General features: G+C 73.5%; 23 protein-coding genes. 9 read left to right on the top strand and 14 right to left on the bottom strand.

Translation table 11 applies throughout. The annotated features are described in order from the left end of the window. The first annotated feature begins 27 nt into the window (after positions 1 to 27). Both NOCA_RS06320 and NOCA_RS06315 read left to right on the top strand, forming a co-directional pair. On the top strand, positions 28 to 1,365 hold the full coding sequence (locus NOCA_RS06320; RefSeq protein WP_011754436.1) for an ABC1 kinase family protein: 1,338 nt from the start codon (positions 28 to 30) through the stop codon (positions 1,363 to 1,365). A gap of 63 nt (positions 1,366 to 1,428) precedes the next feature. Beyond that, positions 1,429 to 1,815, top strand: a complete 387-nt coding sequence (locus tag NOCA_RS06315; RefSeq protein WP_011754435.1) for a VOC family protein — start codon at positions 1,429 to 1,431, stop codon at positions 1,813 to 1,815. A 93-nt stretch (positions 1,816 to 1,908) separates the two neighbouring features. Here the strand turns inward: NOCA_RS06315 and NOCA_RS06310 are convergent, their stop codons facing one another. Genes NOCA_RS06310 through NOCA_RS06295 form a run of 4 tightly spaced genes read right to left on the bottom strand, consistent with a single transcriptional unit; the run spans position 1,909 to position 4,395 of the window. Beyond that, positions 1,909 to 2,655: a VOC family protein gene (locus NOCA_RS06310; RefSeq protein ID WP_011754434.1), complete on the bottom strand. Its 747-nt coding sequence runs from the start codon at positions 2,653 to 2,655 to the stop codon at positions 1,909 to 1,911. Continuing rightward, entirely contained in the window at positions 2,652 to 2,966 is a 315-nt protein-coding gene (locus tag NOCA_RS06305; protein WP_011754433.1) for a pyridoxamine 5'-phosphate oxidase family protein, read from the bottom strand. The genes NOCA_RS06310 and NOCA_RS06305 overlap by 4 nt, the downstream gene beginning before the upstream one ends. After that, on the bottom strand, positions 2,963 to 3,619 hold the full coding sequence (locus tag NOCA_RS06300) for an IMPACT family protein (protein ID WP_140403911.1): 657 nt from the start codon (positions 3,617 to 3,619) through the stop codon (positions 2,963 to 2,965). Before NOCA_RS06300 ends, NOCA_RS06305 begins: the two co-directional genes overlap by 4 nt. Then, positions 3,616 to 4,395, bottom strand: coding sequence for a TSUP family transporter (locus NOCA_RS06295; RefSeq protein ID WP_011754431.1), 780 nt, complete (start codon positions 4,393 to 4,395; stop codon positions 3,616 to 3,618). Before NOCA_RS06295 ends, NOCA_RS06300 begins: the two co-directional genes overlap by 4 nt. A 189-nt stretch (positions 4,396 to 4,584) precedes the next feature. Between NOCA_RS06295 and NOCA_RS06290 the strand changes: the two genes are divergently transcribed. Next, positions 4,585 to 5,259: a hypothetical protein gene (locus NOCA_RS06290; protein ID WP_011754430.1), complete on the top strand. Its 675-nt coding sequence runs from the start codon at positions 4,585 to 4,587 to the stop codon at positions 5,257 to 5,259. Positions 5,260 to 5,341: 82 nt separating this feature from the next. Then, positions 5,342 to 6,190 carry an ABC transporter substrate-binding protein gene (locus tag NOCA_RS06285; protein WP_011754429.1) on the top strand — a complete coding sequence of 283 codons (849 nt, stop codon included), beginning with the start codon at positions 5,342 to 5,344 and terminating at the stop codon, positions 6,188 to 6,190. 22 nt (positions 6,191 to 6,212) lie between these two features. On the opposite strand, the gene NOCA_RS06280 is transcribed toward NOCA_RS06285, so the two are convergent. Beyond that, positions 6,213 to 6,809, bottom strand: a complete 597-nt coding sequence (locus NOCA_RS06280; protein WP_011754428.1) for a hypothetical protein — start codon at positions 6,807 to 6,809, stop codon at positions 6,213 to 6,215. Between the two features lie 257 nt (positions 6,810 to 7,066). Here NOCA_RS06280 and NOCA_RS06275 point away from each other — a divergent pair, with 257 nt between their 5' ends. Then, a complete protein-coding gene (locus NOCA_RS06275) occupies positions 7,067 to 7,465 on the top strand; it encodes a DUF2695 domain-containing protein (protein ID WP_011754427.1) in 399 nt (132 codons plus the stop codon). Between the two features lie 55 nt (positions 7,466 to 7,520). Further along, a complete protein-coding gene (locus NOCA_RS06270) occupies positions 7,521 to 9,995 on the top strand; it encodes a TIM-barrel domain-containing protein (protein WP_041546286.1) in 2,475 nt (824 codons plus the stop codon). A gap of 18 nt (positions 9,996 to 10,013) precedes the next feature. On the opposite strand, the gene NOCA_RS06265 is transcribed toward NOCA_RS06270, so the two are convergent. The 3 genes from NOCA_RS06265 to NOCA_RS25510 all read right to left on the bottom strand — a co-directional run bounded on the left by NOCA_RS06265 (position 10,014) and on the right by NOCA_RS25510 (position 14,591). After that, the gene (locus NOCA_RS06265) at positions 10,014 to 12,026 is read right to left on the bottom strand and encodes a vWA domain-containing protein (RefSeq protein ID WP_011754425.1); all 2,013 of its coding nucleotides are present in this window, start codon (positions 12,024 to 12,026) and stop codon (positions 10,014 to 10,016) included. After that, positions 12,026 to 13,414, bottom strand: a complete 1,389-nt coding sequence (locus NOCA_RS06260) for an ATP-binding protein (RefSeq protein ID WP_011754424.1) — start codon at positions 13,412 to 13,414, stop codon at positions 12,026 to 12,028. The genes NOCA_RS06265 and NOCA_RS06260 overlap by 1 nt, the downstream gene beginning before the upstream one ends. Before the next feature lie 127 nt (positions 13,415 to 13,541). Continuing rightward, positions 13,542 to 14,591 carry a universal stress protein gene (locus NOCA_RS25510; RefSeq protein WP_011754423.1) on the bottom strand — a complete coding sequence of 350 codons (1,050 nt, stop codon included), beginning with the start codon at positions 14,589 to 14,591 and terminating at the stop codon, positions 13,542 to 13,544. 166 nt (positions 14,592 to 14,757) lie between these two features. Between NOCA_RS25510 and NOCA_RS06250 the strand changes: the two genes are divergently transcribed. Beyond that, positions 14,758 to 15,123, top strand: a complete 366-nt coding sequence (locus tag NOCA_RS06250; protein WP_011754422.1) for a YchJ family protein — start codon at positions 14,758 to 14,760, stop codon at positions 15,121 to 15,123. Here the strand turns inward: NOCA_RS06250 and NOCA_RS06245 are convergent. Both NOCA_RS06245 and NOCA_RS06240 read right to left on the bottom strand, forming a co-directional pair. After that, on the bottom strand, positions 15,120 to 15,518 hold the full coding sequence (locus NOCA_RS06245; protein ID WP_011754421.1) for a CBS domain-containing protein: 399 nt from the start codon (positions 15,516 to 15,518) through the stop codon (positions 15,120 to 15,122). The two genes, NOCA_RS06250 and NOCA_RS06245, sit on opposite strands and share 4 nt — an antisense overlap. Positions 15,519 to 15,521: 3 nt before the next feature. After that, entirely contained in the window at positions 15,522 to 16,394 is an 873-nt protein-coding gene (locus NOCA_RS06240) for a universal stress protein (protein WP_011754420.1), read from the bottom strand. A gap of 157 nt (positions 16,395 to 16,551) precedes the next feature. On the opposite strand from NOCA_RS06240, the gene NOCA_RS27430 reads away from it, so the two are divergent. Then, complete coding sequence (locus tag NOCA_RS27430; protein WP_049774240.1) at positions 16,552 to 16,995, top strand: pyridoxamine 5'-phosphate oxidase family protein; 444 nt, start codon at positions 16,552 to 16,554, stop codon at positions 16,993 to 16,995. A 32-nt stretch (positions 16,996 to 17,027) separates the two neighbouring features. Beyond that, a complete protein-coding gene (locus NOCA_RS06230) occupies positions 17,028 to 18,602 on the top strand; it encodes a GAF domain-containing sensor histidine kinase (RefSeq protein WP_049774239.1) in 1,575 nt (524 codons plus the stop codon). A gap of 27 nt (positions 18,603 to 18,629) precedes the next feature. Here NOCA_RS06230 and NOCA_RS06225 read toward each other — a convergent pair whose 3' ends face one another. The 4 genes from NOCA_RS06225 to NOCA_RS06210 are packed head-to-tail and all read right to left on the bottom strand — an operon-like array spanning position 18,630 to position 25,028. Beyond that, positions 18,630 to 19,280 carry a response regulator gene (locus NOCA_RS06225; protein ID WP_011754417.1) on the bottom strand — a complete coding sequence of 217 codons (651 nt, stop codon included), beginning with the start codon at positions 19,278 to 19,280 and terminating at the stop codon, positions 18,630 to 18,632. Next, positions 19,277 to 22,522, bottom strand: a complete 3,246-nt coding sequence (cydD, locus tag NOCA_RS06220) for a thiol reductant ABC exporter subunit CydD (RefSeq protein WP_011754416.1) — start codon at positions 22,520 to 22,522, stop codon at positions 19,277 to 19,279. Before cydD ends, NOCA_RS06225 begins: the two co-directional genes overlap by 4 nt. Positions 22,523 to 22,529: 7 nt before the next feature. Then, a complete protein-coding gene (gene cydB / locus NOCA_RS06215; protein ID WP_011754415.1) occupies positions 22,530 to 23,558 on the bottom strand; it encodes a cytochrome d ubiquinol oxidase subunit II in 1,029 nt (342 codons plus the stop codon). A gap of 15 nt (positions 23,559 to 23,573) precedes the next feature. Then, entirely contained in the window at positions 23,574 to 25,028 is a 1,455-nt protein-coding gene (locus NOCA_RS06210) for a cytochrome ubiquinol oxidase subunit I (RefSeq protein ID WP_011754414.1), read from the bottom strand.

Below are 25,028 nucleotides of genomic sequence, written 5' to 3'. Positions count from 1 at the left end.
CCTTCGGCCACCTGGGAGAATGGCTGCGTGACCGAGCTGCCCCGCAAGGCCGTCGCCCGGACGGCGAGGCTGGCCGCGCTGCCCCTGGGGTACGCCGGCCGCAGCGCGGTCGGCCTCGGCAAGCGGCTCGGTGGCGCGCCGGCCGAGACCGTGATGACCGAGATCCAGCAGCGCACGGCCGAGCAGCTGTTCCGCACCCTCGGGGAGCTCAAGGGCGGCGCGATGAAGGTCGGCCAGATGCTCTCGATCATGGAGTCGGCGCTTCCCGAGAGCCTCGCCGGCCCCTACCGCGAGCACCTCACCCGGCTCCAGGACGACGCTCCGCCGATGCCGACGCAGACGGTGCGCGACATCCTCGCCCGCGATCTCGGCCCCGACTGGCGCGAGCAGCTGGTCTGGCTCGACGGCGGCCCGACCGCCGCCGCCTCGATCGGGCAGGTGCACCGGGGCCGCTGGCACGACGGCCGCGAGGTCGCCGTCAAGGTGCAGTACCCCGGTGCGGCCGACGCCCTGCGCTCGGACCTGCGCCAGCTCGCCCGGGTCGCCCGGACCGCGGCACCGCTGGTGCCGGGGCTCGACCTCAAGCCCCTGGTCGCCGAGCTCCAGGCGCGCGCCGAGGACGAGCTCGACTACCAGCTCGAGGCGGAGGCCCAGGCGACGTTCGCGGCCGCGTTCCGCGACGACCCGGACATCGTGGTCCCCGACGTGGTGGCGGTCGGCGAGACGGTCCTGGTGACCGAGTGGCTCGAGAGCCCGGCCTCCCTGGCGTCGATCATCGCCGGCGGCACCCAGGAGGAGCGCGACCACTACGGCGAGCTGCTCGTCCGGTTCCTCTTCTCCGGCCCGGCCCGGACCGGCATGCTGCACGCCGACCCGCACCCCGGCAACTACCGCATCCTGCCCGGACCCGGCGGCGAGCCCGGCCGGCTCGGCGTCCTCGACTTCGGCGCGGTCGCCCGGCTCCCGGAGCGTGGGCTCCCCGAGGCCATGGGTCGGCTGCTACGGGTTGCGGCCGTCGAGGACCCCGAGGAGCTGTTGGAGGGGTTGCGCCGCGAGGGCTTCGTCAAGGACCGGGTCCGGGTCGACCCCCAGCAGCTGCTCGACTACCTGGCGCCGTTCGTCGAGCCGACCAAGGTCGAGCGGTTCCGGTTCTCGCGGTCCTGGATGCGCAGTCAGTTCGCGCGGATCAACGACCCGCGCGACCCGGCGTACACCGTCGGCATGAAGATCAACCTGCCGCCGTCGTACCTGCTGATCCACCGCACCTGGCTGGCCGGCATCGGCGTGCTGAGCCAGCTGGAGTGCGAGGCGCCGTTCCGGCAGATCCTCACCGAGTCGCTGCCCGGGTTCGCCGATCCGAGCTGAGCCTCCTCCGAGCCACCCGATGGGGCCATTGCGGGTCGGGCAGGGCGGGCGCACGCTGGGCGGATGGCACTGACCGAGAGCGCGGTCGCGGTGATGCTCCCGACCAAGGACGCAGCCCGCGCGCAGGAGTTCTACGAAGACCGTCTCGGGCTCCCGTTCGCCGGGTCGAACGAGACCACCGGCGAGACGACGTTCCGCCTGTCCGGTGGATCCCAGCTGGTGCTGCGGCTGTTGCCCGACGCCGCGCCGTCGCCCAACACCGCGATGAGCTTCGAGGTGGACGACATCGGCGCCGAGATCGCGACCCTGGAGGGCCGTGGCGTGGCGTTCGAGGACTACGACCTTCCTGGCTTCGCGACCGTCGACCACATCCTCGACCAACACGGGATGAAGGCCGCGTGGTTCCTCGACCCCGACGGCAACGTGCTCTGCCTCCACCAACCCGGCTGACGTCGGAACGGGCCGCGTCGCAGGTCACTCCCCGACGGCTCCGTCGATGGACTCGCGGATCAGGTCGGCGTGCCCCGTCGTGGTCCACGCGGGTCAACGCGGCGGCTTCCTCCCCGTGATGCAGTACGCCGTCCCGACGGGGTCGGTCAGCACCGTCCAGTGCTCGTGGACGCGGGCGACCGTGGCGCCCAGCTCGACGTGCCGGGCCGCCTCGGCCTCCCGGTCGTCGGCGGCCAGGTCGAGGTGCGCGGTGACCGCGCCGCCGGTGCCGTCGAGGCGCTGCAGCAGCCAGCGCAGCGGCTGCTCGTCGGGCGGCCGGAGCCGGGAGAACTCCGGCGAGACCGAGTTGTCGAGGTCCTCGAAGTCCCAGCCGGTCAGCGCCTGCCAGAACGCGACCTCCGCCGAGTGGTGCTCCGGGGGGATGTCCAGGCACACCTGGTCGACGTAGGAGCGCCCGGCGCCCCAGGTCACCGGCGCCGGGCGCCGCGACGCGTGGTGGCGCACGAAGCAGAACACGAACCCCCCGGGCGAGCGGAGCACGACGTACCCCTGCTCGTGCCGCATCAGCACGTGCGCGCCGAGCTCGATCGCGGCCTCGGCCGCGATGGTCGGGCTCTCGACGTGCAGGTCGAGGTGCACCCGCCCGTCGCCCCCGCCCAGGCGCTGCACGCGCAGGTAGTCGTCGCCGTCCGGCGGCACCAGCGTGGCGAAGGCACCGTCGACGCCGCGCCGCTCGGAGAGCTCGTAGCCGGTGACGCCCTGCCAGAACTCGACGCCGCGCTCGAAGTCGTCGGGCGCGAAGTCGAGGAACGCGCTGACCCAGAACGGCGCGGTGCTCACGGGGCGGCCCGGTGCAGGATGGCGGCGGCCGGCGTGACGACCACGTCGTCACCCTCGGCCCGGCCCGTGCCGTCCACGAGCAGGGTGTGCCCGCCCGGATCGCGGGGCGCGAACAGCAGGGTGACCCCCGGGTTGGCGGCGAGGTTCGCGAGCGAACCGCCCCCGGGGGCGGCGATCCGCAGCACGCCGTCGGCCGGCGCGGCTCGCACCGACACCGCCTTGACCCGCCCGTCGGTCGTGGTCAGCAGGTAGCCGCGGTCGAAGTCCGCGAGCGTCGCCGCGAGGTCGGCGAGGTCCACCGGGATGCTCATGTGGTGAGGCTATCGACCCAGCGCTCGCCGGCGGCACGTGTTTCCGCGGCGCCGGCGGTGAGCTCGGCGACGAGGGCGGCCAGCCGCTCCTCCTCGTCCGGCGGCACGCCGAGACGCAGCGTGACGTGGACGCCGTACGTCGAGTCCAGCACGACGACGCCCCGCGAACGCAGCTCGCTCTCGACCCGGCCGGCGTCGGCGTGGCCGAGGTCGAGGAGGTGCTCGCGTACCAGGCTGCGCCGCAGGGTCCCCGCCTCGGCCAGGCCGGCCCGCACGGCGTCGCCGTACGCCCGGACCAGCCCGCCGGCGCCGAGCAGGGTGCCGCCGAACCAGCGGGTGACCACCGCGACCACGTCGCTGACCCCGCCCTCGGCGTGGCCGCGGAGCACCTCGAGCATCGGGGCGCCGGCGGTGCCGGCGGGCTCGCCGTCGTCGGACGAGCGCTCGACCTCCCCGCCCGGGCCGAGGCCGCTCTGCCGGATCCGGAAGGCGGAGCAGTGGTGCCGGGCGTCCCAGTGCTCACGGCGCAGCCGCTCGACGACGGCCCGGGCGGCGGCCTCGTCCTCGACCCGCTCGAGCGTGCACCGGAACCGGGAGCGCTTGACCTCGATCTCGGCCTCGGCGTCGCGCCCGATCGTCAGGTAACCGGTCACCACAGGCCCACCACCTCGCCACCGATCCGCACCACGAACGCGGCCACCACGACCACGAAGAAGGCCCGGACGAACCGGGCTCCCCGGGCGACGGCGGTCCGGGCACCGAGGTATCCGCCGACCAGGTTGCAGGCGCCCATCACCAGGCCGACGTGCCAGACGACGGCGCCCTGGGGCACGAACACGCACAGCGCGGCGAGGTTCGTCGCCCAGTTCGCGAGCCGGGCCTTCGCGGACGCCTCCAGGAAGCTGTAGCCGAGCAGGCCGACCAGGGTGATCACGAAGAAGCTGCCCGTGCCCGGGCCGAGCGCGCCGTCGTAGAAGCCGATGCCGAGGCCGGTGAGCATCGCCGCCGCCGTGTGGCGGTGGCCGGCGAAGCGCAGCAGCGTCTCCTCGCCGAGCGCCGGGCGGAGCAGGACGTAGCCGCCGACCAGGACCAGTGCCACCAGCACGATCGGTTGGAACGCCGCGCCCGGGATGTGGCTCGCGACCACGGCGCCGGTCGCGGACCCGGCGAACGCGAACAGCATGAGCGGGCCGAACGTGCGCGGGTCCGGCCGGATCCGCCGGTAGTACGTCGCGCTGCTCATCGTCGTGCCGCAGATCGAGGCCAGCTTGTTGGTGGCCAGCACCTGCACCGGCGCGGCGCCCGGGAGCCCGAGCAGCAGCGCGGGGAGCTGGATCAGGCCCCCGCCGCCCACGACCGCGTCGACGAAGCCCGCCGCCAGGCCGGCGAGGCCGAGCAGCGCGAGCACGGTCAGCGTCGGGTCGTCCATCGGCCTTCTCGGTGGTCCAGTAGCGAGCGTCAGCGAGCGTACCGAGACCCCAAGCCGGCTCCCAGTGGACCTCAAGCGACCGACGACAGGGTTCCCCCACCGAACCGGATCGGCCGCCCCGGTGCACCAGCACCGGGAACCTCCGAGACCGACGGACGACCGACCGACCGACGACAGAGAGAGAACACCATGCACCGCCGCTGGCTGACCCGGGCGCTGATCGCGCTCGCCGCCCCCGCCCTCGCCCTCGCCGCGACCACCGCTCCCGCCACCGCGGCCGAGTCCGGCGCACAGGTCCCGAGCATCGACGACGTCGCCACGATCTACCCGCACCTCGAGGGCGGCACCGCCAGCGAGAGCGGCGGCAAGGTCTACGGGCCGGGCAAGAAGTGCCACACCACCAAGGTGATCAAGGGAGCGTCGCAGCGCAGCGCGTCGTACTCCCCCGACTACATCTCCGGTGACCCGGACGTGTTCGCGATGACCGGCGAGCACCCGGGCGTCTCGGCGATCGCGATGCAGTTCCCGTCGGCCAAGGCGGCGATCAAGTACCTGCACGGCTACGCGGCCCAGTCCAAGAAGTGCCCATCGACCACCCCCGGTGGTGGAGGCGGCGGGGGCGGCGGGTCGCACTGCAAGACCTCGATGAAGAAGATCAAGTTCAGCCTCGGCGACGAGCGCTGGGGCTACCAGGTCAGGTCGACCTGCAAGACCGGTGACCAGACGACGTCGATGGTCTTCAACTCGCTGTTCGCCCACCAGGGCGAGTTCATCGTCTACACGAGCACGATGTCGATGGACGCCTCCGCGCCGTCGATCCCGAAGTCGATCGACCTGACCGAGCTGGCGCTCGAGAGCGTCTGATCCCGGGTCGATCCTCGAGCAGGTGGACCGATCCGCACGCGCCGCCCCCACAGGGTCCGACTAGCGAAGCTAGGGTCGGGGCGTGCGGATCGTCTCGTTGCTGCCCTCGACGACCGAGATCCTGTTCGCGATCGGCGCGGGTCCCGACGTCGTCGGGGTCACCTTCGAGTGCGACTACCCGGCCGAGGCCCGGGCCCGGACCGTGGTGTCGACCTCGGCGATGCCCTCCGGGCTGACGCCGGCGGAGATCGACGCGTACGTCGTCGGCGCGCTGTCTCGCGGCGAGGACCTGTACCACCTGGCCGCGGACGCGCTCGCCGGCCTCGACGCCGACCTCGTGGTCACCCAGGACCTGTGCGCGGTCTGCGCCGTCGACGTGTCCGTGGTCGACGACGCGCTGGCCCACCTGGGCTGCACCGCCGAGGTGCTCACGATCGACCCCCACACGTTGGACGAGGTGCTCGACTCGATCCTGCTGCTCGGCCGGGTCACCGGTCGTACCGTGGAGGCGACGGCGCTGGTCGCGGCGCAGCGGAACCGGCTCGCCGCGGCCGCCGCGCGCGTGGCCGGTCGCCCGCGGCCCCGGGTGATGCTGCTCGAGTGGACCGATCCGCCGTACGCGCCGGGCCACTGGGTGCCGGAGATGATCGAGGCGGCCGGCGGCGTGGCCCTGCTCGGGAAGCCCGGCGCGAAGTCCGAGCGGGTGCTGTGGGAGCAGGTGCACGAGGCGGCGCCCGACGTCGTCGTGTGCGCGCCGTGCGGCTACGACCTGGAGGGCGCGCGGTCGCTCGCCGCCGACCTGGTCGCCTCGGGCGTGCTGCCCTCCGGCGTACCCGTGCACGCCGTCGACGCCAACGCCGCCTGGGCCCGTCCGGGCACCCGGCTCGTCGACGGCGTGGAGGAGCTGGCCGCGATCCTGCACCCGGCCTGAGCCCGGTCGGCGACTCGACCCGTCAGGCCGCGGCCTGGTCCCACGTGCGGACCAGGCGCAGGCCGGCGGCCCAGCCCGGTGCCCGGCCACCCGCAGGTGGCGCGAGCTCGCCGACGTCGTGGCCGCTGCCGGCCAGCAGCCACGCGACCAGCGAGTTGGAGTTCCACATCTCACCGAGGCCGAGCTCGTCGCGGCCCCAGGTCAGCCCGGGGACCAGTGGCACCAGGGCGAGCAGGTGCACGGCGCGGGTGGAGTCGGTCCGGACGAGCACCGGCCCGCCGACGGCGTACTCCAGGTCGGGGATGACGCCCTCGCGCCAGCGGCGCACCTCGTAGCGGAACAGGGCCGAGCGGCCCAGCCAGCGCAGGCCCACCGGGCCCGTGGCGACCACGCCCCGGTCCTCCGCGACCCGGCTCCACGCCGGGGCCATCTCGACGACGTACGCCGCCGACCCGACCTCGACCTGCAGCGCCGCGTGGTAGAGCTCGCACGGGCTGCGGTGCTCCCGGCGCGCGACCCAGGCCTCGAAGAGCCGGCCGTTGCGCGCGACGGCGCGCCCGACGGCGCGCCCGCCGGCGCCGAGCGGGAGCCAGTACACGCGGACGCGTGCGTTCTCCACGCGCCCATGGTCACGCCGAGCACCCCCGACACCCAGGGTCCTTGGTCCCGGGCTCGCGACCCGGTGGTTGAGGTGCGAGCGGCGGTTGCGATCTTGGCGGCTCCGGGAACGGCAGGCGAGCTGTCGCCGTCTGCCCCCGGGCGCTGGCCGACGGCTGCTCGAGAGTGCGGTGGATGGCATCAGCTGGGCTCATTCCCGCCACCGCACTTTGCTCACGAGCCCGCCTGGGTGTCGGCGGGGGCCAGTAGAACGATGGCATGAGCGAGATGTCGGTGGCCGACGAGGCCGAGCGCTACCTGCGGATCCTGGCCGACCCACGGAGCCAGCCGGCGCCGCACGAGTGTCTGGCCTGCTTCGTCGCGCGGATGCTCCCCGACTTCGGGTGTGACACCACGCTGCGCTGGGCCCAGCGCTTCCGCGACCTGCGGTCCCCGACCGCGACCGGGCTGGAGCGGCGGCTCGGCGGCATCGGCGGGTTCTGCGACTGCGAGATCTTCCTCAACGGCTACCGGCTGGCACGCCACCTGCTGGTGCGCGACCTGGCGACCGACGAGCTGATGGCACCCGACGAGGATCCGGCCTGCAGCGGCGTACGGTCCACCTCGACCCGGCCGTGCGCCAACTGGGAGCGGTGGGCCCGCTACGACACCTGGTAGGCGGGTCGTGCTGCGAAGCCCGGTGGCACCGCGCGTGTCGTGCGAGCATGCCGCCATGCGTGCCCGCTCCTTGCGCTCGACCGCTGCCGGACTCGCCCTCGTCGCCGGCCTGCTGGTGACCGGTGCGCCGGCCACCTCGGCCGCCGACGGTCCGGACGGCCGGACGTCGGGCGGGTCGGCGCCGGACCGGGCCGCGCCCGACGGGTCCGACGGGATGCACGCCGTGGTGAGCGCCCCCATCGGCGGCGACTGGTCGGTGCGCTTCGTCGACCGCGACGGCACCGTGTTGGCCACGGTCGCGCGGGACGCGATCGCGCTGGTCACGGCGGCCGGGCGGGTGCCCGCCGACCACGTGGTGGCCGTGCACGACGACGACGTCGTCGAGCTCGGCACGGCCGATCCCGCGCTCACCGCGAGCGTGCGGGTCAGCCCTGCGGGCGACGGCGCGTACGCCGTGGCGGTGGCCGGGTCGGGCAGCGGGATCACTGCGGTGTCGATCGACTTCCGCGCGCCCCGCGACGAGCGCTACCTCGGCCTGGGCGAGCGCTCGGACGCCGTGGACCATCGCGGCCGTGAGGTGCAGAACCGGGTCCTGGACGGCCCCTACACGACCAGCCAGGCGCTGCTCGTGTCCGGCTTCGTCCCGCAGCCCGGCTACAGCAGCCGCGCGGACGCGACGTACTTCCCGGTGCCGTGGGTGCTCTCGACCGCCGGGTACGGCGTGCTCGTCGACAACGACGAGGACAGCTCCTTCGAGCTCGCGACGCGGCAGCACCCGGACGTGAGCCGGCTGGTGGTCCGGTCCGACCGGCTCGACCTGCGCGTCTTCTCGGGACCGACGCCGGCGCGGGCCCTGGCCCGGATGACCGGTGCGGTCGGCCGGCAGCCCGCCCCGGCCAGCCCGATGGTCTACGGCGCCTGGTGGCAGCCGGTCGGTGATGCCGTGGCCGGGCTCGCGGAGCAGCGCGACCGCGACGTCGCGATCTCGGTCGCCCAGACCTACGTCCACTACCTGCCCTGCGGGGCCCAGGACTCCGCGCGCGAGCGCGCCCTCACCGAGGCGCTGCACGGCCGGGGCGTGGGGGTGACGACGTACTTCAACCCGATGGTCTGCACGAGCTACCAGCCGGTCTACGACGAGGGCGTCGCCGCGGGCGCGTTCACCCGCAACCCCGACGGCTCACCGCTGGTCTACCGCTACTCGACCGCGACGAACTTCCGGGTCTCCCAGCTCGACTTCTCCGCCGCGCCCGGCCGCGACCTCTTCCACCAGCTGCTCGACGAGGCGGTCGCGGACGGCTACGACGGCTGGATGGAGGACTTCGGCGAGTACACCCCCGCGACCGCGGTGTCGGCCGACGGCACCCCGGGGCCGACGATGCACAACCGGTACGTCGAGCAGTACCACGCCGCCGCCCGCGACTTCGAGACCCAGGCATCGCGGCCGCTGCTGCGGTTCAACCGCTCCGGGTGGACCGATGCCATCAAGGAGTCCTCGATCGTGTGGGGCGGTGACCCCACCACCTCGTGGGACTTCGACGGCCTGTCCTCCTCGGTCCGCCAGGGCCTGACCAGCGGCACCTCCGGGCTGTCCTTCTGGGGGCCGGACATCGGCGGCTTCTTCACCCTGCCCGGCGACCCGACGCTGACACCCGAGCTGCTGGCCCGATGGATCGAGTACGGCGCCTTCACCGGCGTGATGCGGCTGCAGTCCGGAGGCATCTCGATCGGTGTCTCCGGCGAACGGCCCATGGTCACCGACCCGACGGTTGCCCCGGTGTGGAAGCGCTACACCCGCCTGCGCACGATGCTCTACCCCTACATCGCCGGCAGCCAGGACGCCTACCTGCAGCGGGGACTGCCGCTGATGCGGCACCTCGCCCTGGTCCATCCCGCTGACGGGCAGGCCGTGCGCGCGGACGACGAGTACCTCTTCGGCCGCGACCTGCTCGTGGCCCCGGTGACCAGTCCGGGCGCCAGCACGCGACCGGTGTACCTCCCCCGCGGTCACTGGATCGAGCTCGCCCGTGCCTGGCGGCTGCGCGACGACGGGCGCTTCGGCCTGCGGCACGCCGACGTGGTGCGCGGGCACCGCACCGTGACCGCCCGGGCACCGCTCGGCACCATCCCGCTGTTCCTGCGCGCCGGCGCGGTCGTGCCGCTGCTGCCGCGCGGCGTCGACACCCTCAGCGACTACGGCGACGGCATCGTCCGGCTGGCCGACCGGGCCGCTCGGCGTACCCTCCTCGCCGCGCCGCGGTCCGGGACCTGGCGGGGCGCCCTCGGCCCGGGCGAGACGCTGCGCTCGGAGGTCACCCGTGGGTCCTGGACGCTACGGCTCGACGCGGCGGACGCGCGGACGTACGCCGTGCGGGCGACGCTGGCGGGCCTCGACCCCGCCTGGCGGCCGTGCGAGGTCCGGGCCGACGGCGCCCGGGTGCGGTTCGAGTACGCGCCCGGCCGGCAGGTGCTGCGGTTCAGCGCCGGTCCCGCCGCCGGAGGCGAGGTGCGGGTCAGCGCCTGCCGCTAGTGTGGCGCGCGCGCCACACTAGTCGCCGACCCAGAAGCCGCGGCCGCCGAACCAGTCGCCGTAGCCGCCGTAGCCCGCGCTGGGCCGGCGGGAGCCGAGGTAGGAGCCGACGACCGCGGCGCCGAGGTCGTCGAGCTCGGGAGCGACCACCCGGCCGTCGACGCGGCGGGCCATCTGGTCGATGAACCGGCCCAGGCCCGGGTCGTCGCCGAGCCGGAAGAACGTCGTCTGCGCGCCGAGCCGGCCGGCGGCGTCGAGCTCGCGGACGGCGTACGCCACGGTGAGCGGGTGCGGCGGGTAGGAGAAGTAGACCTCGCCGTCGGGCTCGAGGTGGGAGGTCGGCTCGCCGTCGGTGACGATGAGCAGCACCGGCTGGGCGCTCGGGTGCTTGCGGAAGTGCCGGTTGGCGAGCAGCAGGGCGTGGTGCAGGTTGGTGCCCTTGTCCCAGCGGGCGTCGAGGGCGGTCAGCTGCTCGATCTCCATCACCTCGGCGTGCCGGCCGAAGCCGATCAGCTGCAGGTGGTCGCCGCGGAACCGGGAGCGGATCAGCGTGTGCAGCGCGAGCGCGGTCCGCTTCATCGGGACCCAGCGGCCATCCATCGCCATCGAGAACGAGGTGTCCACCAGCAGCGCGACGGCGGCCTGGGTGCGGGCCTCGGTCTCCTGCACCTCCACGTCGCCGATGTCCAGCAGCGAGGCGGACGGATCGCCGGCGCGGCGCAGCACGCCGTTCAGCATGGTGCGCGGCACGTGCCAGGGCTCGGTGTCGCCGAACGCCCACTCCCGGGTCGCGCCCGACAGGTCGCCGGCCGCGCCGGCGCGCTGCAGGTCGCGCTGGCCCTGGCGGCCCGAGATCCGCTCGGCGACGTCGCGCAGCAGCGCCTTGCCGAGCCGGCGCATCGCCTTCGGTGAGAGCCGGAGCTGGCCGTCGGTGCCGCGCTTGAGGTAGCCGGAGTCGCGCAGCACCTGCTCGAGCCGCTGCAGGGTACGGGCGTCGACCGCGGCCTCGTCGCCGAGCTGGCGGGCGAGCTTGTCGAGGTCGAGGTCGTCCATGCGGGCGCCGCCGTACGACTGGGAGAGCTGGTCGGCCAGGTCGTCGAGGTCGGCGAGGTCCTGGAGCACCCCGGTGCCGTCGCCGAGCCCGAGCCCCTCCTCGCCGTCGAAGCGCTCCGAGCCGCCCCAGTCCTCCCCCGGCCGCAGCGCCTGCAGGTTGGCGTCCATGCGCGCGAGCTGATCCATCAGCTCGGGCGACCCGAACGCCTGCGCCGAGAGCTCCATCAGCTCCTGGCGCTGCTCGGGCGACATCGAGTTCAGCATCCGCTGGGCGGCGGCGGAACGCTGCGCCAGCGCGTCCAGCAGCTCGTCGATGTCCTTGGGCCGCTCGGGGAAGAAGTCGCCGTGCTCGGCCATGAACCGGTCGAAGTCGGCCTGGGTGTCCTCGCCGCGCCGGTGCTTGTCGAGCAGGTCGTTGAGGTCCTGGAGCATCTCGTTGACCGCCGCGCGGTCCGCATCCGTCGCGTTCTCGAGTGCCTGCTTCAGGCCGGCGAAGCGCTGGTCGAGCAGCTCGCGGCCGAGCAGGTCCTTGATCTTCTCGTAGCTCTCGCGCGCCTCCCGGCTCTGCCAGTCGTACGACGACAGCTCGCTCACCGCCGCCGCCGTCGACGAGGGCAGGTTCTCCAGGCGCAGCTCACGGAAGGCCCGGTCGGCGTCGTCCATCATCGCGTCGCGGGCCAGCTGCTTGCGTTCCTCGAGCAACGCCCGGTCGAGCAGTTCCCGCACCTCGTTCAGGGTGCCGTCGAGGTGGTGCCGCTGGGTGAGCTCGCGACGCCGCTCCGCCACCCGGCGGGCCAGCTCGTCGAGACCGGACTGGTCGCGCCCACCGCGGCGCAGGAACTCCCGCATCGCCCGCTCCGGGGAGTACCCGGCCATCACGTCCTCGCCGATGGCGTCCAGGGCCTCGGCCAGGTCGACGGGCGGCGCGAGCGGGTCCGGTCCGCCGTCGTACCGCTTGAACCGGGTCCGGTCCTTCACTAGCCGTACACCGTCTCTGCTCCGTCGGTGTCCTTGCCGATCTTGCGGGCGAGGTACAGCCCCTCCAGGGCGAGCTCGATCGCGCACGCGCGCTCGCCGTCGTTGCCGGCCTCGAACCGGTCGCAGATCTCGTCGTACAGCTCGGACTCGCCGAGCACGGGCAGGCCGGTGAGGAAGTCGCGGGCGGTGACCTGCTCACCGGTGGTGACCATCGCGCCGTTCTCGATCGCGGCGACGAGCAGCGCGAAGTCGAGTCCGCGGAAGTGGTGACGCACGGTCTCGGCCGTGGACGTGCGGAGCAGGTGAGTGAGGATCTCGGCCTCCCGGCCCTCCTCGCCGCTCTCGAACTCGATCTTGCCGCCGAGCACGTCGACCGCGGTCTCGAGGTCGACGACCCGGGCCACCGCCCGGTCCTCGCCCTGCGAGGTGGCGCGATGCAACGCCGCGGCGGCGACGGTCTCGGCCCCGGCGATCGCGAACCGCGCCGAGACGCCCGAGCGTTGGTCGACGGCGCTGGAGGCGCGCAGCGCCCGGGTGAAGCGGGCCAGGATCTCGACGAGCTGGTCGGGCACGTCGGCGACCAGGTCGGCCTCCTGCCGGATCACGGCCACCTCGTCGTCCAGCTCGGTCGGGTAGTGGGTGCGGATCTCGGCGCCGAACCGGTCCTTGAGCGGGGTGATGATCCGGCCGCGGTTGGTGTAGTCCTCGGGGTTCGCGCTGGCGACGACGAGCACGTCGAGTGGCAGCCGCAGCACGTAGCCGCGGATCTGGATGTCGCGCTCCTCCATCACGTTGAGCATCGCGACCTGGATCCGCTCGGCGAGGTCGGGCAGCTCGTTGATGGCGACGATGCCCCGGTGGCTGCGGGGGATCAGCCCGAAGTGGATGGTCTCCGGGTCCCCCAGCGAGCGACCCTCGGCGACCTTCATCGGGTCGACGTCGCCGATCAGGTCCGCGACCGAGGTGTCCGGCGTCGCGAGCTTCTCGGAGTAGCGCTCGTCGCGGTGCCGCCACGCGACCGGCAGGTCGTCGCCCAGCTCGGCCGCCCGCCGTTGCGCGGCGTGGGTGATCGGGTCGTAGGGGTGCTCGCCGAGCTCGGAGCCCTCGATCACCGGCGTCCACTCGTCGAGCAGGCCGACCAGGGTGCGCAGCAGCCGGGTCTTGCCCTGGCCGCGCTCGCCGAGCAGCACCACGTCGTGGCCGGCGATCAGCGCCCGCTCGAGCTGGGGGATCACCGTGTCCTCGAAACCGTGCAGCCCCGGCCACGGGTCGCGCCCCTCGCGCAGCGCCGCGAGCAGGTTGTCGCGGACCTCCTGGCGCAGGTGCTTCTGGACGTGGCCGGAGGCGCGGAGCTCGCCGACCGTCTTCGGGGAAGGAGCCGAGGTCACGTCACCACGCTACCCACGGCGCCAACAAGCGGGCCAGGTCTCCGTCTTCCGCTCGATCGGTCGCGTGCCGCGACCGCTGGCCCACGAACGCCCACGAGTCGCCCGCTGACCGCCCACTGGTTGCCCCCTAGTCGCCCCGTTGAGCGCCGAGGCGGGTCCACCGGCGAGCCCGCACCCTGACGGCCGACGTGGGCTCGTCGGGCGGGCCGTCACCTGCGGCCGACGTGCCCGCATCCGATGCGTCAGCGGCCGCTCCGGCAGCGTCGCGCTCCTCGGGCAGCAGCGGGGGCAGGATCGCCGCCGCGCACGCTTCGTCGGTCTCGGAGGCACCGATGACCTCCGCGACCCGTCGCGCGTGGGCAGCCCCGGCCACGAGCATGTCCGCGTCGAGCGGCACCCTCTTCAGGCACTCGTCGATGGCGGCGTCATCGACGAACAGCTGCGCGTCGACCCCCGGGAGCGCGCTGCGCAGCTCGGCCACCATGTCGGCCACGAGCGCCCGCTCGAATCCCAACAGCGACGGCCCGAGCTCGGACTCCATGCGCGCCATCGCGTCCATCAGCCCGATGTCCGTGGCCGGACCGTCCGCCGGAGGGTCCGGCAGGCAGAGCAGCACGGTCAACGGCTGGCTGTTCTCCCGCGCCCGTCGCCAGGCGCGCACCAGCGTCACCCGCGACTCCGGAGAGCCGTCGCAGAGAACGACCATGCCGAGCTTGGGATCGGACCCGCCGGCCCGCGGCACGATCACCGGGCACGGCGGGCGCTCGGCGACCAGTCTCTCCGCGACGTCGGGCAGGGGCACCCCGCGCGACGCGGCCGACCGAGTGCCGACGACGATCATCTCGGCCTCCGGCGCGAGCGCCATCAGCGCCTCGTGCGGTCCCGCGAGGCGGAGGAGCTGGTAGGTGTCGACCCCGGGAGCGAGCTCGAGCACTCGGGCCTGCGCGCGATCGAGGAGGTCCCGCCCCGCGGCGATCATCGTGTCCAGCACCTCGCGGAGGTTGGGCGAGCCGATCTCCATCCAGGTCGTCACCGACGGCCCCACGCCGTGCACGAGAGTCAGCGGCAGGTCACGGCGACGGGCCTCCGCAGCCGCCCAGGCCAGCGCGTTCTCCGCCTCCGCGGATGCGTCCACGCCGACGGCGATCGAACGCCTGGGAACGTTGTGCTCCTCCATGTCAGGCACCTCCTGCGCGCCTCTCGGCCGTCTGTCGAGCGCCCCACCCTCGTCCTCAGTGTGCGCTCGCACACCGGGCGGAACGCAGGTCGCCATCGACCCCGATGGGCGGGACCTTGGTCCCGACCCGGCGGCCTAGCGACCAAGGATCGCTAGCCTGGTCCGGATGGATCTCCGGCGGACGTGCCCGTGCGGCTCCGGCACGGCGTACGACGCCTGCTGCGGCCGGCTGCACCGTGGCGCCGCGCAGGCCGCGACCGCCGAGGAGCTGATGCGCTCGCGGTACGCCGCCTACGCGGTCGGTGAGACCGACTACGTGTTCCGCACCTGGCACCCACGCACCCGACCCGGTGACCTCGCCCCCGACCCGGTGCTCACCTGGACCGGCCTCCGCATCGAGGACGCCGGCGAGGACTGGGTCGAGTTCGTGGCGTCGTACGAGCACGGCGGGGTGCCCGGCGAGCTGCGCGAGCGCAGCCGGTTCGAGCAACGCGGCGGCCGGTGGGTGTACGTCGACGGCGACGTGGGCTAGGTCGCGCCGTCACCGGCGAGGTGGCGCCCCGCGACGTGCGTCACCAGATCGGCCCAGGTGAGCAGCCCCACGACCTTCCCGGTCCCGTCGGCGACCACGACCGCGTCGACGAGCGCGTCCAGCATCACCTCCGCCGCGTGGTGGAGGTCGTCGTCGGGGCTCACCCGCGGCGGCTCCAGGAGCACCTGGTCGCCGACGCGACCCGGCCAGCCGGGCAGCCCGAGCGCGGCCAGCACCTGGTCGACCGACAACAGGCCACGGACCGTCCGGTCCGGGTCGACGACGACCAGGTGACGCACGCCGGCGGCCAGGAAGGTGTCGACCGCGACCGTCAGGTCGCAGTCGGACAGGATGGCGACCAGGCGGCGCGACATGATCGTCGACACCGCGATCACGGGTCAGCCCTCCGACTCCGGGACGATCGCGACCGGGCAGGTGGCGTGCTCCAGCACCGCGTTCGCGATCGACCCGTAGAGCAGGGTCGTCAGCGTGCCGCCGTGATGGGCGCCGACCACGACCAGGTCCATCCGCTGCGAGGCCCGCACCAAGCGCTCGTCGGCCATCCCCCGCACCAGCTCGGTCCGCGCCTGGACGTCTGGGAACTTCTCGCCCAGTCCGGCGAGCGACTCGGCGAGCACCAGCCGGACGTCGCTGGCGACCGGCTCCCCCTCGGTGGCCGGCCGGGCGTCCCAGAAGCAGTGCATGATCGTCAGCGGAAGCCGGTGCAAGGAGGCCTGCCGGTAGGCGAACTCCAGCGTGGCCAGGGACCGGTCGGTCCCGTCGGCGCCGACCAGCACGCCGTTGCGGACCACGCCGGGGTGACCCGGTCGCAGCACCACCACGGGGCAGAGCGCCTCCCGGGAGACCGCGAGGCTCACCGAGCCGAGCAGCAGGGTCTTGATCGGTCCGCGACCACGGGAGCCGACGACGACCATCGCCGCCTGGCCGGAGAGCTCGAGCAGGGTGACCCGGGCGTCGGACATCCGGATGACCTGGTGCACCACGAGGTCGGGGGCCCGCCTCGCGACCTGCTCGCGGGCGTGGTCGAGCATCACCTCGGCGTCGGCCTGCAGGGCCTCGAGCACCGCCCGGTGGTCGATGGCGGCCGGGTCGACCCAGACGGAACCGGAGGGGTCCACGCCGTGGGCCAGGGTCAGCTGGCGAGACTCCAGCAGCGCCTGGTCGATCGCCCACTCGAGGGCGCGCTCGGCCGACGGCGAGCCGTCCAGGCCGACGACGACGGTCCCCGAGGGAATCGCGGTGGTCTCCATGGATCCACCGTGCGCCGGGGGGTCTGGAGCGAGTAGCGCCGAAGGCCCCGCATGTCAGGACCATCGACCCTGCTGACCCCCACGACCCCTCGTCAGCATGGGGAGAACACCAGATTCCACCCGAGTCCCACCCGAGATGCACCCGAGGGAGAGCCACGTGTCGCCGGAAGCGATCGACCTGAGCCGCGAGGAGTGCGAGCGGCTGCTGCGCGCCGGCGTCGGCGGCCGGGTCGCGCTCTCCTCCCCCAACGGGCCGCACATCGTGCCCGTCAACTACTCCGTGGTCGACGACACGATCGTGGTGCGCACCTCGCCGTACAGCGTGCTCGGCACCTACGGCCGCGACAGCATGCTCGCCTTCGAGGTCGACCAGTTCGACCACGACCGGCAGCGCGGCTGGAGCGTCGTGGCCCGCGGTCGCGGCGAGGTGGTGTCCGACGCCGAGGAGCTCGAGCACATCCGCGCCGTCTGGGAGCCGCGGCCCTGGGCGTCCGGTGCCCGGAGCCTGCACCTGCGGCTGCGGTGGACCGAGATCTCCGGCCGGCAGATCGGCTCCGGGTGGGACGTGGAGGCGGCGCTGCCCGTGCGGCGCTCGGTGTGATCGATCCGGGGGCGGCACGGCAGACTGGAGCCGTGACGTCCGAGCACGACGGGGCGCTGAGCGCCTCGACGCAAGCCCTGCTGGACGCCGTCGCCGCGATCTCCTCCGACCTGGACCTCCGCGCGGTGCTGACCAGGATCGTCGAGGCCGCGTCCCGGCTCACCGGCGCGGAGTACGGCGCCCTCGGCGTGGTCGGCAGCGGCTCCCTGCTCGTCGAGTTCGTGACGACCGGGATCGACGACACCCGACGCGACCTGATCGGTGACCCGCCCCACGGGCACGGGATCCTCGGGCTGCTGATCCGCGACCCCGAACCGCTGCGGCTCGACGACCTGACCCAGCACTCGCAGTCGGTCGGGTTCCCGCCGCACCACCCGCCGATGCGCTCCTTCCTCGGGGTGCCGGTCCGGATCCGGGGCACGGTCTTCGGCAACCTCTACCTGACCGAGAAGTCCGGCGGCGGCGCGTTCACCGCGGAGGACCAGCTGTTGGTCGAGTCGCTCGCCAGCACGGCCGGGTTCGTGATCGACAACGCCCGTGCCTACGGGCTGAGCGAGCGCCGCCGCCAGTGGCTCGAGGCGTCCGCGGAGCTCACCGAGATGCTGCAGCCGCCGATCGAGCTCGGCCGGGCACTGAGCCAGGTCGCCCGCTCCGCCCGCTCGATGAGCGGTGCCGTCGCCGCGTCGGTGCTCCGGCTGGACAACGGCACCCCCGTCCACACGACGGCCGTCGACCCCGCCGACGCCGACCGGGTCGGCGGCGCGCTGGAACTGCTCGGGGACGAGGTGTGGCCGCGCGGCGACGTCTCTCCGGTCGGCCGGACCATCGGCGGCCTCGAGGCGCTCCTGGTGCCGCTTCGCACCCACCTGGTCGGCAGCGGCCTGTTGGTGCTGCTCTTCGAGGGGGGCACCCCGCCACCGGCCTTCGACGAGCGCGCGCTGCTCGCCTCCTTCGCCGACCAGGCGGGCCTCGCCCTGGACCGGGCCCAGGCGATCGAGGACCGCGCGGAGCTGGCCGTCACCTCCGACCGGGAGCGGATCGCGCGCGACCTGCACGACCTGGTGATCCAGCGGCTCTTCGCCACCGGGCTGCAGCTCCAGGGGGCCGGCTCGATGGCGACCAGCCCGGAGCTGGCCGCGCGGATCGACGAGGCCGTGGTCGCGCTCGACATGACCATCAAGGACATCCGCGGCACCATCTTCGAGCTCCAGCACCGCGGGCACGCGCCGTCGCTCCGGGCCGACCTGCGCCAGCTCGCGCGGGAGTACGCGCCGCTGCTGAAGTTCGACCCCACCGTGACGACCGTCGGACCGGTGGACACCGCCGTGCCGACCGAGGTCCGCGAGCAGCTGCTGCCCGTGCTGCGCGAGGCGCTGTCGAACCTGGCCCGGCACGCCGCCGCCGACCACGCCGAGATCGAGCTGGCCGTCGACGCGCGCGAGGTGCGCCTCACCGTCTTGGACAACGGGGTCGGCCTGGGCACGCTCAGCGCCGAGAGCGGGCTGCGCAACGCCCGCCGTCGGGCGACCACCCTCGGCGGCTCCTTCGAGCTCGGCCCACGCCAGCCGCGCGGCACCTCGTTCGTGTGGCGGGTGCCGCTGCGCTGAGCGCGATCCGCTGAGCGCCGGAGGGGGTCAGTTGCCGAGCAGCTTGCTGGCGAGCACCGCGGCCTGGGTGCGGCGCTCCAGGCCGAGCTTCGCGAGGATGCTGGATACGTAGTTCTTCACGGTCTTCTCGGCGAGGTACATCCGCTCCCCGATCTGCCGGTTGGTCAGGCCCTCGGCGATGTAGCCGAGCAGCTTGAGCTCCTGCTCGGTCAGCTCGGCCAGCTCGGGGGCGGTCGTCGGTGGGTGCCGCACCCGCTCCAGCACCCGCGCGGTCAGCGTCGGGTCGATCAGCGAGTTGCCGGCCGCGACCTGGCGGATCGCCGAGACCAGGTCGGAGCCCTTGATCTCCTTGAGCACGTAGCCGGCGGCGCCGGCCATGATCGCCGCGAAGAGGGCCTCGTCGTCGTCGTACGAGGTCAGGATCAGCGCGGAGATGGTCGGGTCGACGGCGCGCACGGTGCGGCACACCTCGATCCCCGACCCGTCGGGCAGCCGCGCGTCCAGCACGGCCACGTCCGGGCGCAGCGCCGGGATCCGGTTGCTGGCGTCCACCGCGGAGCCGGACTCGCCGACGACCTCGATGTCACCAGAGCTCTCCAGCAGCGCGCGCAACCCCTGTCGCACGACCTCGTGGTCGTCGAGGAGGTAGACGCGGATCTTCCCCGGGCCCTCGGTCATGCCCCTTTTCTACCAGTCCCGAGGTCGAGCACGCGGTCGACCCGGTCGAGTCCGGCCGCGGCGTGCGTGATCCACAGGACCGTGCGCTGCTGCTCGCCGTCGAGGACCTCGGCGGCCAGTGCCTCCGCGGTCGCTCCGTCGAGGTGCGCGGCCGGCTCGTCGAGCACCAGCACCGGCTGGTCGGCGAGCAGGGACCGGGCGATCGCGATCCGGGCCCGTTCGCCGCCGGACACCCCGGCGTGGCCGTCGCCGAGCCAGCTGTCGAGCCCGGCCGGCAGCGAGTCCAGCCAGTCCCCCAGCCGGGCCCGGCGCAGCGCCTCCTCGACCTCGGCGTCGCTGGCCTCGGGACGGGCGAGCCGCACGTTCTCGGCGAGGGTCGTGGCGAACACGTGCGGGTCGTCGTCGACCAGGCCGACGCTGCGGCGTACGTCGTCGAGCGCGATCTCCCGCAGCGAGCGCCGCCCGAGCACGATCCGGCCGCGCACCGGGTCGACGAACCGCAGCAGCAGCGACGCGAGCGTGCTCTTCCCCGAGCCGGTCGGGCCGACCACCGCGACCCGGTCACCGGGGCGCAGGTCGAGGGAGAGGTCCTCGAGCACGACCCGGTCCGCCCAGGCGGCCGACACCCGTTCGAGGCCCACCCGGTCGCGGCTGTCGGCCGGCACCGGGTCCTCGGGATCGGCCACCGCCGGCGGGGTGGCCGCGATCCGCGCCAGCCGCTCCTCCGCGGCCTGGGTCCGGGCCGAGAGGGCACCGGCGTCGGCGACCGAGGAGGCGACCTCCGCGAGGGCCAGCGGCAGCAGCACCAGCAGCGCGAGCATCGGACCGGACAGCGCGCCGTCGGCCACGAGTGGCGTCAGCACCCAGGCCATCACCGCGACCCCGGCCCCGGAGACGGCCAGCACGACGGCGCGGGCCCAGGCCAGCCAGGTCGCGGCGGTGACGGCGGCGCGACCGAGCTCGTCGCTGACCGCGGACACCGACGAGAGCGCGCGTCGCTCCGCCTGCCACAACGTCAGCTCGCTCGCGGTCTGGGTGACCTCGACGACGACCTCGGAGAGGCGGGCCCGGCTCTCGACCGCACGGCGCTCGGCTCGGGTCGCACCGGCCCGGGCGAGCAGGTAGCCCAGGCCGCCCGCGACCAGGCAGGTGCCCGCGACGACCGGCACGGAGCGCGGCTCGATGATCGCGGCCACCGCGAGCGCGAGCGCCGCGACGACGAGCGCACCGCGCACCGGCATCCGGACCCGCAGCTCCCGGTCGAGCACCGAGTCCACGTCGTCGACGATCGCGGCCAGCACGTCGCCCCGGCGCCGGCCCAGGGCGCCGGGGGTCAGCGGTACGACGGTTTCGTAGACCCGGACCCGGCGCTCGGCCAGCATCCGGAGCACGACGTCGTGGGAGCGCAGCCGCTCGACGTACCGCAGCGCCGGGCGCGCCAGCCCGAAGGTCCGCACGCCGACGATGGCGACCAGCAGGGTGAGCACCGGCGGCTGGTGCGAGGCCTGGACGATCAGCCAGCCGGCGGTCGCGGTGAGCGCGACGCCGGACGCGGAGGCCAGCCCGCCGACGAGGGTCGGCAGCAGCAGGCCCCGGCGCCGCGGCTCGGCCGGGGGCTCCGTGGCGGTGGGACGAGCGGCCGCCGCCTCGACGGTGGGCACGACCTCGGGCACCTCGGGCGGGGTCAGGACGACGACCCGGTCGGCCAGTGCGACCAGGGCCGGGCGGTGGGCGACCACGACCACCGCGCGGGTCAGGCCGAGCTCCTGGACGGTGTCGGCGACCACCTGCTCGGTCAGGGCGTCCAGGTGGGCGGTGGGCTCGTCGAGCAGCACCCACGGTCGGTCGGCCAGCACCACGCGGGCCAGGGCGAGCCGGGCCCGCTCGCCGGCGGAGAGGGTGGCCCCGTCCTCGCCGAGCACGGTGTCGAGTCCCGCGGGCAGGTCGCGGACCCGCTCCTCCAGGGCGACCCGGCGCAGCGCGTCCCAGAGCCGGTGCTCATCGGCGTCGGGCACGGCGAGCCGGAGGTTGTCGGCCACGGTGCCCGCGACGAACACCGGGCGCTGCGGCAGCCACGCGATCCGGCGGCGGTCCGGGCCGCGGACCACCCCCGAGGTCGGCTCCAGCAGACCCGCGAGGACCGCGAGCAGCGTGGACTTGCCGCACCCGGACGGTCCGGTCAGGGCGGTCACGCCACGGTCGGGCACGGTCAGGGTGACGTCCTCGAGGGCGGGCACGGCCCGCCCGGGGCGCAGCACGGTCACGCCCTCGAGCGACATCGGCCCGGCCCGGCGTACGCCGTCGGTCGGGCCCGGCTCGTCGACGAGCTCGCTGGCCGCCTCGAAGGTCGCGACGCCCTCGGCTGCGGCGTGGAACTCGGCCCCGACCCGCCGCAGCGGCCAGTAGGCCTCGGGGGCCAGCAGCAGCACGACCAGCGAGGTCTCCAGGTCGAGGCTGCCCTGCGCGAGCCGCAGCCCCACGGTGACCGCGACCAGCGCGACCGACAGGGTCGCCACCAGCTCGAGGATCGCCGAGGAGACGAAGGCGATGCGCAGCGTGTCCATGGTCCGGCGCCGGTAGCGGTCGGTGACCGCGCGGATCGTCGCGGCCTGGGCGCCGGCCCGGCGGAACGCGACCAGCGTCGGCAGCCCGCGCATCACGTCGAGGAAGTGACCCGACAGCGACGCGAGCGCGCGCCACTGGGAACGCGCCCGGTCCTCGGTCGCCAAGCCGACCAGGATCCCGAAGACCGGGATCAGCGGCAGCGTGCCGACCACGACGAGCGCGCTCATCGGGTCCTGCGTGGCGATCGCGACCAGCGTCACGCAGGGCAGCACCCCGGCGAGCACCAGCGCCGGCACGTAGCGGGTGAGGTACGGCTCCGCGGCACTCGCGCCCCGGGTCGCGAGGGTGGCCAGCTCACCGGAGGACCGGGAGCCGTCGGAGCGCAGGATCGCGCCGACGACCCGCCGTCGTACGTCGGTGCCGACGACGGCAGCCGCCCGGGCCGCCATCGTGTCGGTGGTCCAGCCGGTGAGCGACCGGGCCACGAAGACCACGGCCACGAGGACCGCCCAGCGGCCGACGTCGCCGTCGTGGAGCGCGGCGAGCACGAGCTCGGTGACCACCCAGGCCTGGGCGACCAGCAGCACGCTGCCCACGACGCCCGCGGCCAGGACGACGGCGAGCTGAGGTCGGGCCGGGGCGAGCTGACGCCGGATCCGGGGGTCGCCCGGCCTCACGGCGCTCTCACGCCACGTTCTCCGGCTCGGTCTCCAGCGCGGCCTCGGGGATGTGGTGCTCCGAGATCCGCTTGCGGAAGACCCAGTACGTCCAGGCCTGGTAGGCGACCACGAGCGGGGTGAAGATCGCGGCGACGATCGTCATCACCTTGAGCGTGTAGTCCGTCGCGGCCGCGTTCGTGGCCGTCAGCGAGTACGCCGCGTCCGTGGTCGAGGGCATCACGTCGGGGAACAGCGCGACGAACAGCCCGGCGACCGCGAGGGCGATCGTGACGAAGGTGCCGAGGAAGCCCCAGCCCTCACGCCCGGTGCGGGCCATCAGGACGCCGCCGACCAGGGCCGCTGCGGCGAGGACGAAGAGCACCGCCGAGCCGGCGTTCCCGGTGTCGAGCTGGGCCCAGAGCAGGAACACCACGGCTGCCACCGCCGCACCGAGGCCGAGCTGCACGCTCAGCCGGCGGGCCCGCAGCCGGATGTCGCCGTCGGTCTTGAGCGCGACGAACATCGCGCCGTGGGTGAGGAAGAGCAGCAGCGTCACGATGCCGCCGAGCAGGCCGAACGGGTTCAACAGCGTGAACAGGTTGCCGGTGAAGTCCTTCGTCTCGTCGATCGGCACACCGCGCACGATGTTCGCGAACGCCACGCCCCACAGGAGCGCGGGCAGGAACGACCCGATGATGATCGCGAGGTCCCAGCGATCCTTCCACGACTGCTCCGGGCGTTGGTGGCGGTACTCGAAGGCCAGGTTGCGCACGATCAGGGCGACCAGGATCAGCAGCAGCGGCAGGTAGAAGCCGCTGAACAGCGTCGCGTACCACTCGGGGAAGGCCGCGAACGTCGCACCGCCCGCGGTCAGCACCCACACCTCGTTGCCGTCCCAGTGCGGGCCGATGGTGTTGATCATCAGCCGCCGCTCGCGGTCGTTGCGGGCGAGCACCGGCAGCAGCATGCCGACCCCGAAGTCGAAGCCCTCGAGGGTGAAGTAGCCGATCCAGAGGACGGCGATCAGAATGAACCAGACTGTGGTGAGCTCCATCGATCCGTCTCTCGCTTAGTAGGCGAACGCCAGGGGTCGGTCCTCGTCCTCGTCGCTGCCGCGCAGCGTCGGGTCCGGAGGCTCCTCGAACGGGTCGGCGCCCTTCCTCACGTACTTCACCAGCAGCCCGACCTCGATCACCGCCAGCACGGCGTACAGCAGGGTCAGCACGACGATCGAGATCCAGGCCTCGAGCTGGCTCACGCCGGGTGAGACGCCGTGCGCGGTGGTCATCAGGCCGAACACCGCCCAGGGCTGACGGCCCATCTCGGTGAAGATCCAGCCGAAGGAGTTCGCGAGCACGGTGAGGACCGGGAGGCTGAGCACCATCGGCGCGAACCACCGCGCGGTCGGCGCGCGGCCCTTGCGGGTCAGCCACAGCACCAGGGCGGCGCCGGCGGCCATCAGCGCGCCGAGCCCGATCATCAGGCGGAAGCTCCAGTAGGTGACCGGGATGTACGGCGTGTAGTCACCCGGGGAGTAGTACGCCGCGCCCGGGTCCTGGCCGTAGGTCTCCTGGTACTCGGCGCGCAGGTCGTCGATGCCCTCGACCGTCGCGTCGGTGTCGCCCTCGGCGAGGAAGGACAGGACGCACGGGACGGTCAGGGACCACTTCTCGCTCTTGCCGTCCGGCGTGCCGATCGTGAAGACCGAGAACGGTGCGCAGCCGTCGGAGTCGGTCTGGTAGAGCGCCTCGGCCGCCGCCATCTTCATGGGCTGGACGTCGGTCATGATCTTGCCCTGGATGTCGCCGCTGACGGCCACGCCGAGGCCGGCGACCAGCGCCACCCAGGCCCCCATCCGGATGCCCATCCGGTACATCGAGCGGTCCCGCTCGAAGCGCTTGTTGGCGTAGAGCCAGGCGCTGATGCCGAGGATGAAGGCCGCCGACGTCATGTACGCCGCCAGGATCACGTGCGGGAACGTGATGAGCTGGACCTTGTTGGTCATCACGGCCCAGAAGTCGGTGAGCTCCGCGCGCCCGGTGTCGGGGTTGTACTCGTAGCCGACCGGGTGCTGCATCCAGGAGTTGGCCGCGAGGATGAACCACGCCGACGCCAGGGTGCCGAGGTGGACCAGCCACATGCAGCCCACGTGCAGCTTGCGCGGCAGCTTGTCCCACCCGAAGATCCAGAGGCCGAGGAACGTCGACTCGAGGAAGAACGCGAGCAGCGCCTCGACGGCGAGCGGTGCGCCGAAGATGTCACCGACGAACCGGGAGTAGTCCGACCAGTTCATCCCGAACTGGAACTCCTGCACGATACCGGTCACCAGGCCGAGCGCGAAGTTGATCAGCAGCAGCTTGCCGAAGAACTTCGCCAGCCGCAGCCACTCCGGTCGCGCCGTACGCAACCAATTGGTCTCCATGACGGCGACCAGCAGCGTCAGGCCGATGGTCAGTGGGACGAACAGGAAGTGGTAGACGGTGGTGATGCCGAACTGCCACCGGGCGACGTCGAGGATGTCCAC

The organism is Nocardioides sp. JS614, from assembly GCF_000015265.1.
In the GTDB taxonomy this organism is placed as follows: Bacteria; Actinomycetota; Actinomycetes; order Propionibacteriales; family Nocardioidaceae; genus Nocardioides.
This window is presented reverse-complemented; position numbering and strand designations above follow the sequence as displayed.